General features: G+C 45.0%; 15 protein-coding genes and 1 riboswitch. All 15 genes read right to left on the reverse strand.

Features of this window, described 5'->3' with window-relative positions; translation table 11 throughout:
* Positions 1-3: 3 nt before the first annotated feature.
* The 15 genes from DL796_RS03705 to mgtE all read right to left on the reverse strand — a co-directional run bounded on the left by DL796_RS03705 (position 4) and on the right by mgtE (position 15373).
* Entirely contained in the window at positions 4-468 is a 465-nt protein-coding gene (locus DL796_RS03705; RefSeq protein ID WP_196597946.1) for a GNAT family N-acetyltransferase, read from the reverse strand.
* A gap of 11 nt (positions 469-479) precedes the next feature.
* On the reverse strand, positions 480-1505 hold the full coding sequence (gene tdh, locus DL796_RS03710; protein WP_110200097.1) for an L-threonine 3-dehydrogenase: 1026 nt from the start codon (positions 1503-1505) through the stop codon (positions 480-482).
* A gap of 71 nt (positions 1506-1576) precedes the next feature.
* The gene (locus DL796_RS03715) at positions 1577-2773 is read right to left on the reverse strand and encodes a glycine C-acetyltransferase (protein ID WP_110200099.1); all 1197 of its coding nucleotides are present in this window, start codon (positions 2771-2773) and stop codon (positions 1577-1579) included.
* Between the two features lie 142 nt (positions 2774-2915).
* The gene (locus tag DL796_RS03720; protein ID WP_227592956.1) at positions 2916-4451 is read right to left on the reverse strand and encodes a PH domain-containing protein; all 1536 of its coding nucleotides are present in this window, start codon (positions 4449-4451) and stop codon (positions 2916-2918) included.
* A complete protein-coding gene (locus DL796_RS03725) occupies positions 4429-4920 on the reverse strand; it encodes a PH domain-containing protein (protein WP_110200103.1) in 492 nt (163 codons plus the stop codon). Before DL796_RS03725 ends, DL796_RS03720 begins: the two co-directional genes overlap by 23 nt.
* A gap of 91 nt (positions 4921-5011) precedes the next feature.
* Positions 5012-5353, reverse strand: a complete 342-nt coding sequence (locus tag DL796_RS03730) for a rhodanese-like domain-containing protein (RefSeq protein ID WP_110200105.1) — start codon at positions 5351-5353, stop codon at positions 5012-5014.
* A complete protein-coding gene (gene thiE / locus DL796_RS03735) occupies positions 5350-6867 on the reverse strand; it encodes a thiamine phosphate synthase (RefSeq protein ID WP_110200107.1) in 1518 nt (505 codons plus the stop codon). The genes DL796_RS03730 and thiE overlap by 4 nt, the downstream gene beginning before the upstream one ends.
* Positions 6867-7649: a thiazole synthase gene (locus DL796_RS03740; RefSeq protein ID WP_110200109.1), complete on the reverse strand. Its 783-nt coding sequence runs from the start codon at positions 7647-7649 to the stop codon at positions 6867-6869. The genes thiE and DL796_RS03740 overlap by 1 nt, the downstream gene beginning before the upstream one ends.
* Positions 7650-7712: 63 nt before the next feature.
* Positions 7713-7910, reverse strand: a complete 198-nt coding sequence (gene thiS, locus DL796_RS03745) for a sulfur carrier protein ThiS (RefSeq protein WP_110200111.1) — start codon at positions 7908-7910, stop codon at positions 7713-7715.
* Complete coding sequence (locus DL796_RS03750; protein ID WP_110200113.1) at positions 7900-8979, reverse strand: FAD-dependent oxidoreductase; 1080 nt, start codon at positions 8977-8979, stop codon at positions 7900-7902. The genes thiS and DL796_RS03750 overlap by 11 nt, the downstream gene beginning before the upstream one ends.
* 5 nt (positions 8980-8984) lie before the next feature.
* Complete coding sequence (thiC, locus tag DL796_RS03755; RefSeq protein WP_110200115.1) at positions 8985-10835, reverse strand: phosphomethylpyrimidine synthase ThiC; 1851 nt, start codon at positions 10833-10835, stop codon at positions 8985-8987.
* An 85-nt stretch (positions 10836-10920) separates the two neighbouring features.
* Positions 10921-11074, reverse strand: a riboswitch (TPP riboswitch).
* A gap of 31 nt (positions 11075-11105) precedes the next feature.
* Positions 11106-11696 (reverse strand): hypothetical protein, encoded by a 591-nt coding sequence (locus tag DL796_RS03760; RefSeq protein WP_110200117.1) that lies wholly within the window; start codon positions 11694-11696, stop codon positions 11106-11108.
* A 95-nt stretch (positions 11697-11791) separates the two neighbouring features.
* Positions 11792-12298: a DUF4870 domain-containing protein gene (locus DL796_RS03765; protein ID WP_110200119.1), complete on the reverse strand. Its 507-nt coding sequence runs from the start codon at positions 12296-12298 to the stop codon at positions 11792-11794.
* A 479-nt stretch (positions 12299-12777) separates the two neighbouring features.
* Positions 12778-13878, reverse strand: a complete 1101-nt coding sequence (locus tag DL796_RS03770) for a hemolysin family protein (protein WP_227592957.1) — start codon at positions 13876-13878, stop codon at positions 12778-12780.
* Positions 13879-13987: 109 nt separating this feature from the next.
* Complete coding sequence (mgtE, locus tag DL796_RS03775; protein WP_110200123.1) at positions 13988-15373, reverse strand: magnesium transporter; 1386 nt, start codon at positions 15371-15373, stop codon at positions 13988-13990.
* Positions 15374-15444: the final 71 nt, after the last annotated feature.

Here is a 15444-nt window from a genome sequence, read left to right on the forward strand (position 1 = left end):
CCGTTATGCCCCTAGTTCATCTTTAATCATTCTAATGTGTGGGATTCCATCTTCCAGATAAGGTTCCGAAACCGTTGCAAAGCCGAGCGATTGATAGAATTGCTCCAGATAAGCTTGGGCGCTGACGGTTATTGGCTTCTTCTGATTCGATTCAATATAGGATATCGCTTGCTGCATGAGCTGCCTTGAAATGCCTTGGCCTCGATACGCTTCAGCGGTACAGACTCGGCCAATAGCGACATAATCTTTAGTGTCTATTTGTGTCTCGTAAAGTCTTGCGTAAGCGACTAAGGTTTGATGCTCGTCGCTTGCTAACAGGTGCAGTGCTTCGGGATCTTGTCCATCAAGGTCTTGATAAGCACACTCTTGTTCAACGACAAATATCTGCGCTCGAAGCTGTAGTAGCTGGTAGAGCTCGCTTTTTTCAAGCTCTGCCCAGCTTTTCAGTTTGAACTGTATTAGCTGCATTAATCCTTCAACTAATCCCAGCTCAAGACCACTTTGCCTGATTGGCCACTGGCCATTGTCTCGAATCCTTCTTCAAACTTATCGATGTCAAAGCGGTGAGTAATCACCGGCGATAAATCCAAACCAGACTGAACCATAGCAATCATTTTATACCAGGTTTCATACATTTCGCGGCCATAGATACCTTTAATGACCAAGCCTTTAAAGATCACCTGATTCCAGTCAATCGCCATATCGCTTGATGGAATACCGAGCATGGCAATCTTGCCGCCATGATTCATGGTATTCAACATTGACGCAAAAGCCGGCGGTGCACCTGACATTTCTAGGCCGACATCGAAGCCTTCCTTCATGCCTAACTCTTGCATTACATCTTCCAACTTTTCGTTGGCGACATTAACGGTACGAGTAGCGCCCATCTGCTTGGCTAAGTCCAAGCGGTAATCGTTCATGTCAGTGATCACCACATGGCGCGCACCAACGTGCTTAGCGATAGCCGCCGCCATCATGCCAATTGGGCCAGCCCCAGTAATCAAGACATCTTCACCGACTAAATCAAAAGATAACGCTGTGTGTGCGGCGTTACCGAATGGATCTAAAATCGAAGCAATATCGTCTGAGATATCGTCTGGGATTTTGTAAGCATTTTCCGCTGGGATAACGAGGTATTCGCCAAATGCGCCAGGACGGTTTACGCCAACGCCTTCTGTGTTGCGGCATAAATGACGACGGCCAGCGCGGCAGTTACGACAGAAGCCACAAGTGATATGACCTTCGCCAGAAACGCGATCGCCAACTTGAAAACCTTTTACTTCTTGCCCCACTTCTTCGATGATACCGACGTACTCATGCCCAACCGTCATCGGCACTGGAATGGTTTCTTGCGCCCATTCATCCCAATGATAAATGTGCATATCGGTGCCACAGATCGCGGTTTTCTTGATTTTGATTAACACATCATTGTGCCCAAGCTCAGGTTTTGGATGATCAACCATCCAGATCCCTTTCTCCGCTTTTGCTTTACTCAATGTTTTCATAAAATTCTCTAACGTTTGAAGGCAATCACTGTTGATCGCCTTATATCATTCAAATTTGTATCATCAACAAATTATTTTATCACACCCAGCTCTTTACCTACTTTCTCGAAAGCAGCAATAGCGCGGTCAATGTGCTCGATATCATGTGCCGCAGACATTTGCGTACGGATACGCGCTTGCCCCTTCGGTACTACTGGGAACGAGAAGCCAATAACATAGATGCCTTCTTGTAGCATTTTGTCAGCGAAATTACTGGCTAATGAAGCATCGCCTAGCATCACTGGAATGATTGGGTGTTCGCCAGGAACTAACTCGAATCCTAGCGCGGTCATTTTTTTGCGGAAGTATTCGCTATTGGTTCTTAACTTTTGACGTAATTCATCACCATTTTCGAGCATATCCAACACATGCAAACTGGTAGATGCGATTACTGGCGCAAGCGTGTTTGAGAATAGGTATGGACGCGAACGCTGACGTAACCATTCAACAATTTCTTTGCGCGCTGAAGTATAACCACCTGAGGCACCACCTAACGCTTTACCTAAAGTACCGGTGATAATATCGACTCGGTCCATGACACCACAGTGTTCATGAGTTCCGCGACCCTTGTCACCAATAAAGCCAACCGCGTGAGAATCATCGACCATGACCAATGCGTTGTATTTATCCGCTAAGTCACAGACGCTTTCCAAGTCAGCAATAATGCCGTCCATCGAGAAAACACCGTCTGTCACGATTAATTTATAGCGCGCACCGTCAGCATCGGCTTGCTTCAACTTTTCTTCCAGATCTGCCATATCGTTGTTGCTGTAGCGATAGCGCATGGCCTTACATAAACGCACCCCATCGATAATCGAAGCATGGTTTAGTGCGTCTGAAATAATGGCGTCTTCTTTAGAAAGAATGGTTTCGAATAGACCGGTATTGGCGTCAAAACAAGAGGAATAAAGAATCGTATCTTCCATGCCGAGGAAGTCGCTAATACGATTTTCTAGCTCTTTATGCACATCTTGCGTACCACAAATAAAGCGTACCGAAGCCATGCCGTAGCCTTGCTTATCAAGCGCATCTTTACCGGCTTGGATAAGTTCAGGGTGGTTAGCTAAGCCTAGGTAGTTATTGGCACAAAAGTTAAGAACATTCTCGCCTGTGGTGACGCTGATGTCAGCCGCCTGTTGAGAGTCGATAACGCGCTCTTTTTTGTATAAACCTTCGGCTTTGACGTCTTCAATTTGTGCTTGAAGGTGACTTAAGAATTCTTTATTCATGGGATACCCTTACTAAAAATCGTCATTAATAAGCTCCGGCGCTCATTCGAGCCGATGAGAACTCATGTAAATTGCGCTTATTCTAACATTGATCAGCATCGCTTTGATACGCTAGCCCACGTTTATGAACAAACTCTAAGCGTTACCAAACAAATTGCTTATGACTGACGCGCTCTACCAACTTGCTTTGAATCGCCAGGGCATCTTTTAGCATGATATAAGGGATTTCTACATGATGTGCACCAACCGTTGCACCCGCGGTATCCACCTCGAGTTTTGCCATGCTGTAGCGCCTGTCAAAAGGGCTTTCTTTGACTTGCACGGTTTGAATTTTACCAATTCTTGCGAAAGTCTCTTTCTTGAAAATAACGCCACTTTTAAAACCGATCACATCATGATTAAGGCAGTATGCCGTATTTTTCACATAAACCTTGGCATACCAATAGCCTAAAATCGATAACACGACAGCGGCTAAAGGCACCCAGGCCCAGTGCAACCAAAACAGCGGTATAGAAACAATGACACTCGCGAGAACTGACTTTTTTGTGATGCGCTTAACCGCTGCTGACTCAATCGGCTGCCATTTAATGTCTTGCCAAGCCACATCCGGCTGGATTTGATACAAAATGTCAGCACGCTGATCGGCTTTAAACAAAGGCGCGATCTCTTTTATGGTCAGCCCCTGCTGCTCGTGGTTAACGCCACCAGCGGTTTCAACGCTCATGGTTAAGCGCTTAAACCAGCGGTGAAATAAAGAGTTTCGCACTGTTAACGTTTGGATTCGGCTCATCGGAATGGTCGCTTGCATCCGCGTCATCAAGCCCATGGTTGCTTGTAATTTGCCTCGATTTTTGACTAACTCAAAGTCGTGCAGTTTAAATAAAGCGAAAGTTATCGATAGAATCCATAGACCTAAAATCCCAAAAATACACAACACCAGAGTATATACAACAATGCTCAAAGCGCCCAAGTCACCAACAACACTATCAAAACTCGTGCTTATCCAGTTAGCAATCAGCACTAATTTGTCTTCAATAAAGTTCTTTATTACGCCATCTGTAAGCTGTGATAAAAAACCAAAAGCCACTGCTAAGATAACCAAGCCCTTATTGGTAATAACGCCATAGCGCACGATTTCTGCAAAAGGTAGCGTCAGGATGGCTGGCTTTGTAGTAGCCTTGGCTTTATCATTTTCTGTACTGCTAGCTTCATCGGATGGCTCTGAACCTTGATTCTCTTCCTTGCCATGGATTAACTCTTTTAATTCTTTTACCGCTTGCATGTCGACAACGTTAATCACAGCCTCGGGCTTGCCGCCTGAGGCAGATTCCAGCTGTACCGTGACCACACCAAGAATCCTGTGTAACGGGTTTTGTGATAGGTTGATATTTTGAATGCGGTTATAAGGCACCTGTCGCTCGTTGCGAAAGATAATCCCTTCTTTTACGCGAATCTGGTTAGGCTCCAACCAATAACGATAAAACCGATATTGAACAATGGCGCCGAGACTGACGATAAGCGCCACCGCCAGCGCAATGTATTCCCAATAACTACCGCCAGGGCCAATTAAAGCAATCAATACTGGGAATAATATCTTTTTAATATTGTCCAGCAGGATAAATATTGGCGATGTTTTATGGAGTGTGCGTTCGTCTTTAGACTGCATCGTCGTCGCCATCTTGTCGCAGTTGCTCTCGAAGTTCGTTTGCTACATCAAAGCTTAACCCGTCAAGCGGTACCGACGCATCGCGTGTTCCGGCGGTGTAAACCACGAGCTTTGCTAAACTAAATTTTCGCTGCAAAGGTCCTTGCGCAACATCGGTATGCTGTATGCGGTTTCGTGGTACTAGCGTTTTACGGCGCCAGAAGACTCCGCTCTGAATATATAAGCCCTCATCGGTCAGCCAGTAACAAGTATAGCGATAGGACTTTTTTGCCCAAATAAACCCCAACACAAAAATAAGCAATACCGCGCCGACGACGATTGAGCAAACCAGCCAGCTGCTGATAAAAAAGGAAACCACAGTTCCCGCAATTAGCAGCACTAGGCTAGCAATGCTGTGACTAATTCTTGAAGCCTTTACGGAGTCGGGATGAAGACGCTTCGCCTCTTCAGGTATTGCATCGATAAGTGATTGTTGTGACATTCTTTTCTCCTTATTGTCATTCTTATTATAAGCAGAGTTTTACTTCAGGCCAGCGCCAAGATGTTACATTTCTTATCTAAACAAAAGGTTACTATACTGCTTCCCGCTTCCAAGCCTCTAATCCGCCATGCAAACTAAAAACACAACTATAATCCGATTCAATTAAACGTTGCGCCGCATTAAAGCTCTTTTGTCCTAACTGGCAAACAATGACTACTGGCTCATCGGGATCGAGTTCATTCACCAAACTGGCAAACTCTGTGATTGCCACTGAAATTTGGTTATTCGCTTCGACGCCGTGTTCTTGTAACGCTGTATCTTCCCCTGTGACATTAATCACTAAAGGTGCATCCTCTTGCTTTAACCAACGTTTGAGGTCTTTCGGCTCTATAAATTGAACTTGCTCTGCTTCTTCAAAAGTAAAAAGGCTCATGCTTTAAATAACTCCAACATTGTTTTGGTTATTGCTTCGGAATCGCACGCTTGTGTGATAGCGGAAATCATCGCAATGCCTGAGACACCAGTCTTTACAACCCGTGGGAAGCGCTCCAAGTTGATGCCTCCAATCGCCACCCAGGGGTAATCAGGAAGCAATGCCTGCCACTTCATTAAATTATCGATACCGTGCGGTATCCATGGCATATCCTTACTGTCCGTATGATACACCGGCCCACAAGCGAGATAGCTCGGCTTAATGGTGTGCGCGCGGGCAACTTCATAATAACAGTGGGTGCTGAGGCCGAGGCGCAAACCAGCGTCTGCGATAGCGGATACATCCGTCGCTTCTAAATCTTCTTGCCCTAGATGCACGCCATAGGCATTATATTTAATCGCTAATTGCCAGTAGTCATTAATAAATAGTCGCGCCTTATGGGCTTCAGCAATGGCCACTGCTTTTCTAATTTCTTCTTCTAGCGCCTCGCCTTCCAAATCCTTCACCCGTAACTGAATGGTGGTTACGCCAAGCGGTAACAATCGCTCTAGCCATTCTGCGCGATCGACCACCGGATATAAACCCAAGGGCTTATCCTCATCACAAGCTGGAAATTGATATTTCTGGGGATTTTGCATATTGGACGTTAACAGTGGCACATCCCCAGTTTCCTGAGGCCAAGCGAGGGGCTTTAATGGTCCTTTTTGTAAACCCTGCTCAGAGGTCAAACTGTAGCCGTTTCTAAGCGCCTGATTTAACAGCATTTTGCCAAGAACTACCGCATCCTCGAGTGAATATTTTTGTGCTAATGCTGCGGCAATCGCCGACGCCAATACACAGCCAGTACCGCGAGTATTTTCAGTCGATTGCTTTTCTTGGTGTAGCCAAAAGGATTGCGACTGGCTCACAAAATAATCATGCACAAAACCTTCGCCAACATCATCAAGCTCTATAGTTTCCTGATGACCACCTTTAACCAGCACAGCATTTACACCTTGCTCAAGCAGCTTGTCGGCAGCAGCTTTGATAGAAGCTTCATCGCAAACATTAATGCCAGTTAAGGCCGCTAACTCTGGAATGTTCGGAGTAATTAACGTTGTTTTGCTAAAGAGCGATGGGTAGCGTTCCATAACCCCCTCTTCCACCAATAACTTTCCTGAAGAACTCATTAACACAGGATCTAGCACCAACTGCCCCTGATAATCCTGTAAGAATCCACTCAAGGCATTTAAGGCATCTACCGTTGGTAATAAACCCACTTTGATGGCTTCGGGTTGTAACTGATTTTTTAGCGCTTCAAACTGAGAGTTGATTTGCTCATAACTTAGTGCGTTTAGCGCAACCACACCTTGATTGTTTTGAGCCGTAACCGCGGTAGTGATCATACAAGGATGCGTATTTAAAGCTTCCATGGCGCGGATGTCGGCTACTTGCCCCGCGAGGCCTGCGGTGTCAGATCCCGCCACAGTCCACACAATCGGTTTTACATCTATGGTCTGCTCTTTGTTCGACATTAATGATCGCCTTTGTCTTGCTGCCAAAAAGGCGTGCCAAGGACTGGCGTGCTTGGCTTTGCAATATCACGCACCGGCATGGCTCCGGCTTCAAAACCTTGGCGCCCTGCTTCGACGCTGTTCTTGAAAGCTTTCGCCATTAAGACAGGAGCTTCTGCTTGTGCCACCGCCGTGTTTAAAAGCACCGCATCAAAACCCATCTCCATCGCCTGTGCAGCGTGTGACGGCAGGCCGAGCCCAGCGTCAATAACCATAGGTACATCGGGTAATCTTTGGCGCAAAGTTTGCAATGCATAGGGATCGCTTAAACCACGACCAGTACCGATCGGTGCGCCCCAAGGCATTAGAATATCGCAGCCCGCGTCTAGCAAACGCTGACAAAGCACTAAGTCATCGGTGCAATAAGGGAATACTTTAAAGCCTCTTTTAACCAACTCTTTGGTGGCATCAACTAACTGAAACGGATCCGGCTGCAAATTGTACTCATCGCCAATCACTTCGAGCTTAATCCAGTCAGTTTGAAAAACTTCACGCGCCATTTCGGCCGTAGTTACAGCTTCTTTAGCTGAATGACAGCCTGCGGTATTGGGTAACCATTGGCAATCGAGTTGATTGATTTGTTTCCAGAAATTCTCGCCGCCTTGCCCCTCGCGCCGTACTGAAACAGTAACCACCTCAGCGCCCGACTCTCTAATCGAATCTAACATCACCTGAGGCGACGGATATAAAGCCGTACCTAGAAATAGTCGACTTGAAATTTCTTTACCACCGATCTTTAACATTCTATGTCTCTTTAGTGATTGTTGACTCTTTAGTTGGCTTAATTACAAGGTACAGACAAAGTCTTAACCGCCCTGCATTGGCTCTACAATTTCGAGCTTATCGTTTTCTTTCAGCACTGTTTCTGCGTACAAAGAGCGTGGCACAAACTCCATATTTACGGCCACTGCAAAATTGCCGCTTTGCTTGTGCCACTTCAGAAATTCCGCAAGCGTCATTTTCTGCTCGATATCCAATAACTCACTATTCACTTCAATTTGCATGTTGAACCTTTTCTAAAGCATGATTAGATATGTGTTTAAACTCTTGTATCGTTTGTTCTATCACTGCTGGCGACATTAGAATTCCGTGTCGGTACAAACCATTAACTCGCGTTAGCCCAGGCGTGGTCTCTATTAACGGCAAGTTATCAGGTAGTGCCGGGCGGCAGTTGACGACACTTTTCACAATCCTCGCCTCGCCAAAACCACGGTGCACGCTATAAGCCGCTGACAGCAATTCTAAGCTAGAGCGGACAGACACAGGGCTAAAGTCTTCACTTTGGATCTCTGTTGCGCCGACAAGGTATATATCATTCGGTCTGGGCACGACATAAATCCGATAACGCGGATGAATCAGTCGCGTCAGGTGTTTGATGTTGACGTCTTTACTTTGAAGCCACAAGAGTTCACCACGCACAGCCCGAAGTGGTAAGTCACTTTTCGCGCCTAAGCCACGACAATCGAACACCCAGTCAAAAGTTAAACTTTCGTTGCCACACTTGAGTTTGTGAGCACTTACATTACTCACCTTTAACTGACTATGCCAGTTAACGTTAGCGCTATTGTCAATCTCAAAGGCCAAGGCTTTTAACAGTTCGATAGGATCGATTTGTCCTTCGCTTGGGATATAAAGCCCTTGCCCTAAGTGAGCCATCTCAGGCTCGAGGGTTTCAACCGATACTTTCTCAATAGCTTCGCTTTTTGCTTCGGCTTCAAAGACTTTTAACTCACGAGTTTTGCGCTGTACTAGCCGATAAAAATGATCAAGCTCAATTTTATCGCTGCCATGAGCAGTGACCAGCGAGCCGGTCACTTTAAAAAAAACGTCTTGAGTTAATTGTGGAAGCCACTCTTGATAAAGCTCCATGGAGCGGCTGCCATATTGATAAATATCCGGCTCAGCCATTTCTAGCTCAGCTAGGGGCGACAAAATCCCAGCCGCGGCAAAAGAGCAAGCGGACTCAGCGTCGCGTTTATTCTTATCGAACAACTCTACGTGATAACCTAGCTTCGCTAGACGCCATGCTAATAAGCGTCCAGCGATTCCGGCACCGACAATAGCGACTGCCATCAAGGTTAGTCCGTTAGCTCAACGTAAATTTCGCCGCCCTGCTTCTTAAACTCTTCCGACTTTTCCTGCATACCCTTTTCAATCTTTTCTTTTTCCGCAGCATAGTCACGAACATCCTGACTAATACGCATTGAACAGAATTTAGGGCCACACATAGAGCAGAAGTGAGCAACTTTTGCAGAGTCTTTTGGTAGAGTTTCATCGTGGAATTCACGCGCCGTATCAGGATCAAGGCCTAAGTTAAACTGATCTTCCCAGCGGAATTCGAAGCGTGCTTTTGATAATTCATCATCACGGTAACGCGCACCAGGGTGACCTTTCGCCACGTCCGCCGCATGGGCTGCTAGTTTATAAGTAATGATACCGGTCTTAACGTCATCACGGTTTGGTAAGCCTAAGTGCTCTTTTGGTGTCACGTAACACAACATAGCACAACCGTACCAACCAATCATGGCCGCACCAATGCCTGAAGTAATGTGGTCATAGCCTGGCGCAATATCGGTGGTTAAAGGCCCTAAAGTATAGAAAGGCGCTTCGTCACAGACTTCTAGCTGCTTATCCATGTTTTCTTTAATCATGTGCATCGGCACGTGACCAGGACCTTCGATCATAACCTGAACGTCGTGCTTCCAGGCAATCTTAGTCAACTCACCAAGCGTTTCTAGCTCGCCGAATTGCGCTTCATCGTTAGCGTCTGCCAGTGAACCTGGACGTAAGCCATCGCCTAGCGAGAAGCTAACGTCATAGGTTTTCATGATCTCACAGATTTCTTCGAAGTGTGTGTATAAGAAGTTTTCTTTGTGATGCGCAATACACCATTTCGCCATGATAGAGCCACCACGCGAAACAATACCAGTCACACGGTTTGCCGTTAGCGGCACATAACGCAGCAAGACACCAGCGTGTATCGTGAAATAGTCCACACCTTGCTCCGCCTGTTCGATTAAGGTATCGCGAAACACTTCCCACGTTAAATCTTCGGCTACGCCATTCACTTTCTCTAGCGCTTGGTAAATCGGTACGGTACCGATAGGCACTGGTGAGTTACGTAAAATATAGTCGCGGGTTGCATGAATGTTTTTACCGGTAGATAAATCCATCACTGTATCGCCGCCCCATCGAATGCCCCAAACCAGCTTCTCAACTTCTTCTTCGATACTCGAAGTTACCGCCGAGTTGCCAATGTTTGCGTTAATTTTAACTAAGAAATTACGGCCAATAATCATCGGCTCTAATTCTGTGTGGTTAATGTTTGCTGGAATAATGGCACGCCCTTTGGCGACTTCATCACGCACAAATTCTGGTGTAATTAGATCTGGCGTAGCGGCACCAAAAGAGTTACCTTTTAGACGCTTTTCACGCTCTTCTGAGGTTTCAGCTTCTAACCATTCTTGGCGACGCTGATTTTCACGGATGGCAATATATTCCATCTCAGGCGTGATAATACCTTTTCGAGCATAGTGAAGCTGAGTCACGTTATGCCCTTTTTTCGCACGCAACGGCTTACGCTGTAAGTCTGGGTTGTGAGTAGCAAAGGCTTTTTCATCGTCGGTATAGCCGTTGTCGATAGGCTTTACCTCACGACCTTCATACTCCTCTACGTCGCCACGGCCGATAACCCAAGCACGGCGAGTTTGCTCTAAACCTTTACGCACATTTACTTCTGCAGTTGGATCTGTGTAAGGCCCTGAAGTATCGTAAACCGTTACTTTTTCTTTGTTGGTCAGCTGGATTTCGCGCATAGGCACGCGAATATCTTTGTGGATCTCACCCTCAACATAGATTTTCTTTGATGCAGGTAAAGGATCACGAGTAATCGTGTGTTGATTTAATTCAATAGGATCATTTTTCGCCATGTCGGTCTCCAAAGACTGGTGTTCCAAACATTAAGACCGGCGCAATAAAGATGATAGGACAAGGGATTTATGCAGAGCAGCGTTAAACCTTGAATCAACTCTTCCCTACGCCGATACTAATCGGATCAGGTAATACGGGTTCTTAATTTCGTCATTAATCAATGACTTATATTAAGTCTCAGCCTAGCGCTACTAACTGTAAAATATATAAAATCGCTTCGGCACCCCGAGAGGTGAGGCCATTATAGGATTAATAGTTAGCGAATTCCATTAATCTAGTATGATTTCCACACTTTCCACATAAACCAGTTCACAGGCCCCATTTCCTGTGTCATCGCGCCGCAAAGAACTGCGCCACTTCCAACCATCGTCTTTCGAGACTTCGACTAATTTACCTCTAATTCGCACAACTTGTCCGGCGCTTATATCCTCTAAATCATCCTGAATCCATGATTCGGCTGGAATCATGTGCATATTGGCGCTGTGTGTTTCTATTTCTTTTTGTGGGATAGGCGCAGACTGATAACGATATCGATACCAACGCCCCGACTGACTGAAGTTAATTTGCTCCAGAACCGCTTCATCAGACATACGCCCCCAACCTAACGCCAAGTCCATCGGCGAAATCGCTGCACCTTGATCGTATTTGTAGTTTTCACGCCGAATGACTTTTGCTGTGATATCAAATTCGGCCAGTGGCTTTACTTTGAAGCCGCGATGTTGAAACGGTGTTGCCGCATTGATGAGCTCTTGCCTAGGTTCTTCTGGTGCATAAACGCCGGCACCAAGCTCTACTTGCTTGCTCGAAAAGAGGACATACAAGACAATACCGACCGCACCAACTAGCAACCATTTTTTCAAATTCACTTACCTTTAATTAAAGTAAAACCTCTAAATCGCCTGCTCATCATAGCAAAAAGGCGACCTAAGCCGCCTTTGTTTTGCTGTTGAAACAATTATTTAACCAGCTTCATCGAGAACGGGTATTCGTACACTCCGCCTTCGCTTGCCTTTATCGCCGCCAATATGGTCACGATAAAGTGGAAGATGATTAAGCCAAATAGAATTGGTATTCCTATTAGGATGAAGCACAGCACGAATGCCACACAGTAAGCGATGAACATGGTGATATTAAAGTTCAAAGCTTCGACACCGTTTTGCGCTACCAGTGGCATCTCTTCTTTCTTAAACAACCATACGAAAAGTGGGCCTAACACCATACCAATCAACGGGATCAAAGGTATTAAGGCAGCAAAAGAAGCAATATGACTGATCATTGCCCAGTTTTTTTCTTCAGGACTGGCCACCTTACTGCTTAATACTTCAGCTTCACCATCAACCACATTCTCGTCATGAACTCGCTGAGCATTTTCTTGCTCACCCGAGTTCTGCTCACTGTTCTGTGACGCTTCTGGTTCATGGTTAGCGTCGTTACCATTGTTTTTGTCATGTTCGTTAGTCATTACTAAATCTCCTCAATCAATCGACATAAACAGATTAGCAATATTCGATATTTCAAAGTGTTACCAAAAGAAATCCTTTTTGACGATGATTCACTGCTTCCATTTCAAGAGCTCCTTTTGTACGAAACGAGCTTATAACTTATTGAATTTTCATTATTTTTTCGGTTAACTTTTGCAAAGCTATTCGCTACGAATTCTCTAGCAGTTAATCAAAGAATTGGTAAGCTATTGATTTTAAATAAGAAAAAAGTTTTTAACTGAAGAGCCACTATAGAAATGAGCTAAGCTGCTGATTTTATTGACTTTATACTTTACTCTTAGTCTGGCGCACAAAAAAACATATTAAAAACAATAGGTTAAACGCTAAATGTTTTTATATTCTAAGGATATTAGCAGGTCCTAGTTTGCGCTTTTAGCCGCGAAAATGGCCTAGAGTGTTACCAATTCGTAACACTCTGGCATGAGATTTTTAATAAAATTTATTGCTCTTGCTCGGGATCGACCTTTTCTTCGAGTTCATCAACCAACAAGCCGCGCTTCTTAGCTCTGTGTAGCCACTGCTCACGAGCTAATTTTTGCATATCTCTAACTTCATCCACCTCATCCATGATTTCTAACCCGAGCAACGTTTCCACCAAATCCTCTAGCGTCACTAAGCCGCGCGTATCGCCATATTCATCCACCACTAAAGCAATGTGCTGACGCTGATCAAGCAAGGTTTCTAGTAAATTTGGCAATTTCATTTCATCCAGCACACAAACCATTTCACGTTGAATTTGTTTCAGCTGCCAATCTTCTTGGCCTTGTGCTTGTGCCATCAAAACGTCATCCTTCAGTACAAAAGCAGTTATATCATCGATATCTTGGCTGTAAATTGGGATTCTTGAAAACTTGGTTTTTACCACATGATCAAAAACATCATTGATCCTATCGGTTTCTTGTAAGTAATGAATCACGCGCCGCGGCGTCATAATGTCTTTAGCTTTTAAAGAGCCAAGACGAAACAAATTATCGATAATTCGGGACTCATGTTCATCGATGTCGCCAGTCTTTTTACCCAGCCCCGCCATTGCCAAGAACTCTTCGCGGCTAAAAATGTGCTGTTGTTTACCCTTCGAGATAAATTTCGTTAGTCTCTCCGAGACCCAAATCAAAGGATACAATATTTTGGTCAACCACATAACAAACACAGCCGTCACCACCGCAAGTTTTTCCCAATAAACGGCTCCGATGGTTTTAGGAATGATTTCTGAGAAAAAGAGTATGGCTAGCGTCATGATTGCGGAAAAGATCCCAATCCATGTTTCGCCAAACACCACAGCAGCTTTCGCCCCAGCAACAATAGCGCCGACCGTATGGGCAATAGTGTTCAAGGTCAAAATTGCAGCGAGTGAGCGATCGATATTTTTCAACCGCAAATTGTTCAGCAACTTGGCACTTTTTGGACGGGTGCCTTGCAAGCGTTCAATATAGGATGGCGTGATGCTTAATAACACCGCCTCGGCGATCGAGCACAAAAATGAAAAGAATAATGCTATGAAGACATAAACGAATAGCAGTATGAGATCCCACTGTTCCACAAGTTTCCTCGCAATGGATTAAAACCGACACTATGACTCTAACGTTACCACAGAGCCATAATCGCATCTATTAGGTAGCGTTAAGCGCACCCTGATTCATGAACCGTAGTTATAACATAGTTCCCGCTAACACCACCGAAGCAACACTAAAATAAATCACTAAGCCAGTAACGTCGACCAAAGTGGCGACAAAGGGCGCTGAAGAAACGGCGGGATCGGCGCCTAATCGTTTCATAACAAAAGGTAGCATAGAACCAGCTATGGTGCCCCAAAGCACAACACCGACTAAAGCTATGCCAACAGTGACTCCAAGCAACATCCAGTGTTCGCCGTATAAGCCAAAAGCTGATGCCCAAACTACCACGCGTAAAAACCCCATGAGACCAAGTATTCCACCTAGTACTAGTCCTGAGATCATCTCACGGCGCATCACCCGCCACCAGTCTTTTAGAGTGATTTCGTTGACCGCTAAAGAACGGATTATCAAGGTCGCGGCCTGACTTCCTGAGTTACCGCCCGAAGAAATTACAAGCGGTACAAATAACGCTAGCACCACAGCCTTAGCAATTTCTGATTCGAAATAGCCCATGGCGGTAGCGGTAAACATTTCACCAATAAATAACACCGCTAACCAGCGCGAGCGTTTTTTAATTAAGGTTGATAAAGGAGTTTCAATATAAGAGTCGTCTAACGCTTCCACACCACCAAGCTTTTGAATATCCTCGGTAGCTTCTTCTTCAACCACGTCGAGAATATCGTCACTGGTGATGATACCAATTAGGGTGCCATCCGTTTCGATTACAGGGAGCGCAGCGCGGTCATATTCACGGAAAATCCGTATTGAATTTTCTTGGTCTTCGCTGGCGTCCAACGCGACAAAACGATGGTCCATCAATGATTCAATACTCCCCTCTGGCTCTGCCAGCAACAACTCTCTTAAACGAATGTCGTCTAGCAATTTCCAGTTTTCATCAACAATATAGATGACATTAATCGTTTCACTATCGCGTCCAAAGCGACGGATGTGACGAAGTGCTTGCTCCACCGTCCAGCTCTTGCGAATCGCCACATAATCCGTGGTGGCCAATCGCCCGACACTATCTTCAGGATAACTTAGTAACTGCTTGGCATTTTCTAGTTCTTTGGGTGCTAATAATGATAAATAGTCTTCACGTGTTTCTTCTGGTAGCTCAATAAAAAAAGCAGTACGATCATCTGGCGTTAGTTTATTCAGAACCTCAGCCATCTTCTCTTTATCAACTTCCAAACTGTGGATCAGGTCGAGTTGGGTTTGATGAGGGAAGTGCTTAAATGTTTTAGAAATTATATCGCTAGAAATTGCTTTGAATACGACTTGTTGTTCACTGTCCGACAGTTCTACCACCATAGCAGCAGCCTCAGTCGGCTCCACTCTTTCCAGCTCTTGGTTAAGCAACTCAAACTGATTTTTGCTAATCAGTTTTTGAATATCCGTTTTAGGCTCAAGATTTAACATTGTTATAACCTTAATCGCTTAGCAGAGATGGGATAGTGGTTTTTAACAGTTTAAATCATTCGGCGGATATT

The organism is Kangiella spongicola (assembly GCF_003194565.2).
Classification (GTDB): Bacteria; Pseudomonadota; Gammaproteobacteria; order Enterobacterales; family Kangiellaceae; genus Kangiella; species Kangiella spongicola.

Coding starts and splice junctions, on each gene's coding strand:
- DL796_RS03705 (WP_196597946.1), bottom strand. CDS start 468: ATGCAGCTAATACAGTTCAAACTGAAAAGCTGGGCAGAGCTTGAAAAA.
- tdh (WP_110200097.1), bottom strand. CDS start 1,505: ATGAAAACATTGAGTAAAGCAAAAGCGGAGAAAGGGATCTGGATGGTT.
- DL796_RS03715 (WP_110200099.1), bottom strand. CDS start 2,773: ATGAATAAAGAATTCTTAAGTCACCTTCAAGCACAAATTGAAGACGTC.
- DL796_RS03720 (WP_227592956.1), bottom strand. CDS start 4,451: ATGGCGACGACGATGCAGTCTAAAGACGAACGCACACTCCATAAAACA.
- DL796_RS03725 (WP_110200103.1), bottom strand. CDS start 4,920: ATGTCACAACAATCACTTATCGATGCAATACCTGAAGAGGCGAAGCGT.
- DL796_RS03730 (WP_110200105.1), bottom strand. CDS start 5,353: ATGAGCCTTTTTACTTTTGAAGAAGCAGAGCAAGTTCAATTTATAGAG.
- thiE (WP_110200107.1), bottom strand. CDS start 6,867: ATGTCGAACAAAGAGCAGACCATAGATGTAAAACCGATTGTGTGGACT.
- DL796_RS03740 (WP_110200109.1), bottom strand. CDS start 7,649: ATGTTAAAGATCGGTGGTAAAGAAATTTCAAGTCGACTATTTCTAGGT.
- thiS (WP_110200111.1), bottom strand. CDS start 7,910: ATGCAAATTGAAGTGAATAGTGAGTTATTGGATATCGAGCAGAAAATG.
- DL796_RS03750 (WP_110200113.1), bottom strand. CDS start 8,979: ATGGCAGTCGCTATTGTCGGTGCCGGAATCGCTGGACGCTTATTAGCA.
- thiC (WP_110200115.1), bottom strand. CDS start 10,835: ATGGCGAAAAATGATCCTATTGAATTAAATCAACACACGATTACTCGT.
- DL796_RS03765 (WP_110200119.1), bottom strand. CDS start 12,298: ATGACTAACGAACATGACAAAAACAATGGTAACGACGCTAACCATGAA.
- mgtE (WP_110200123.1), bottom strand. CDS start 15,373: ATGTTAAATCTTGAGCCTAAAACGGATATTCAAAAACTGATTAGCAAA.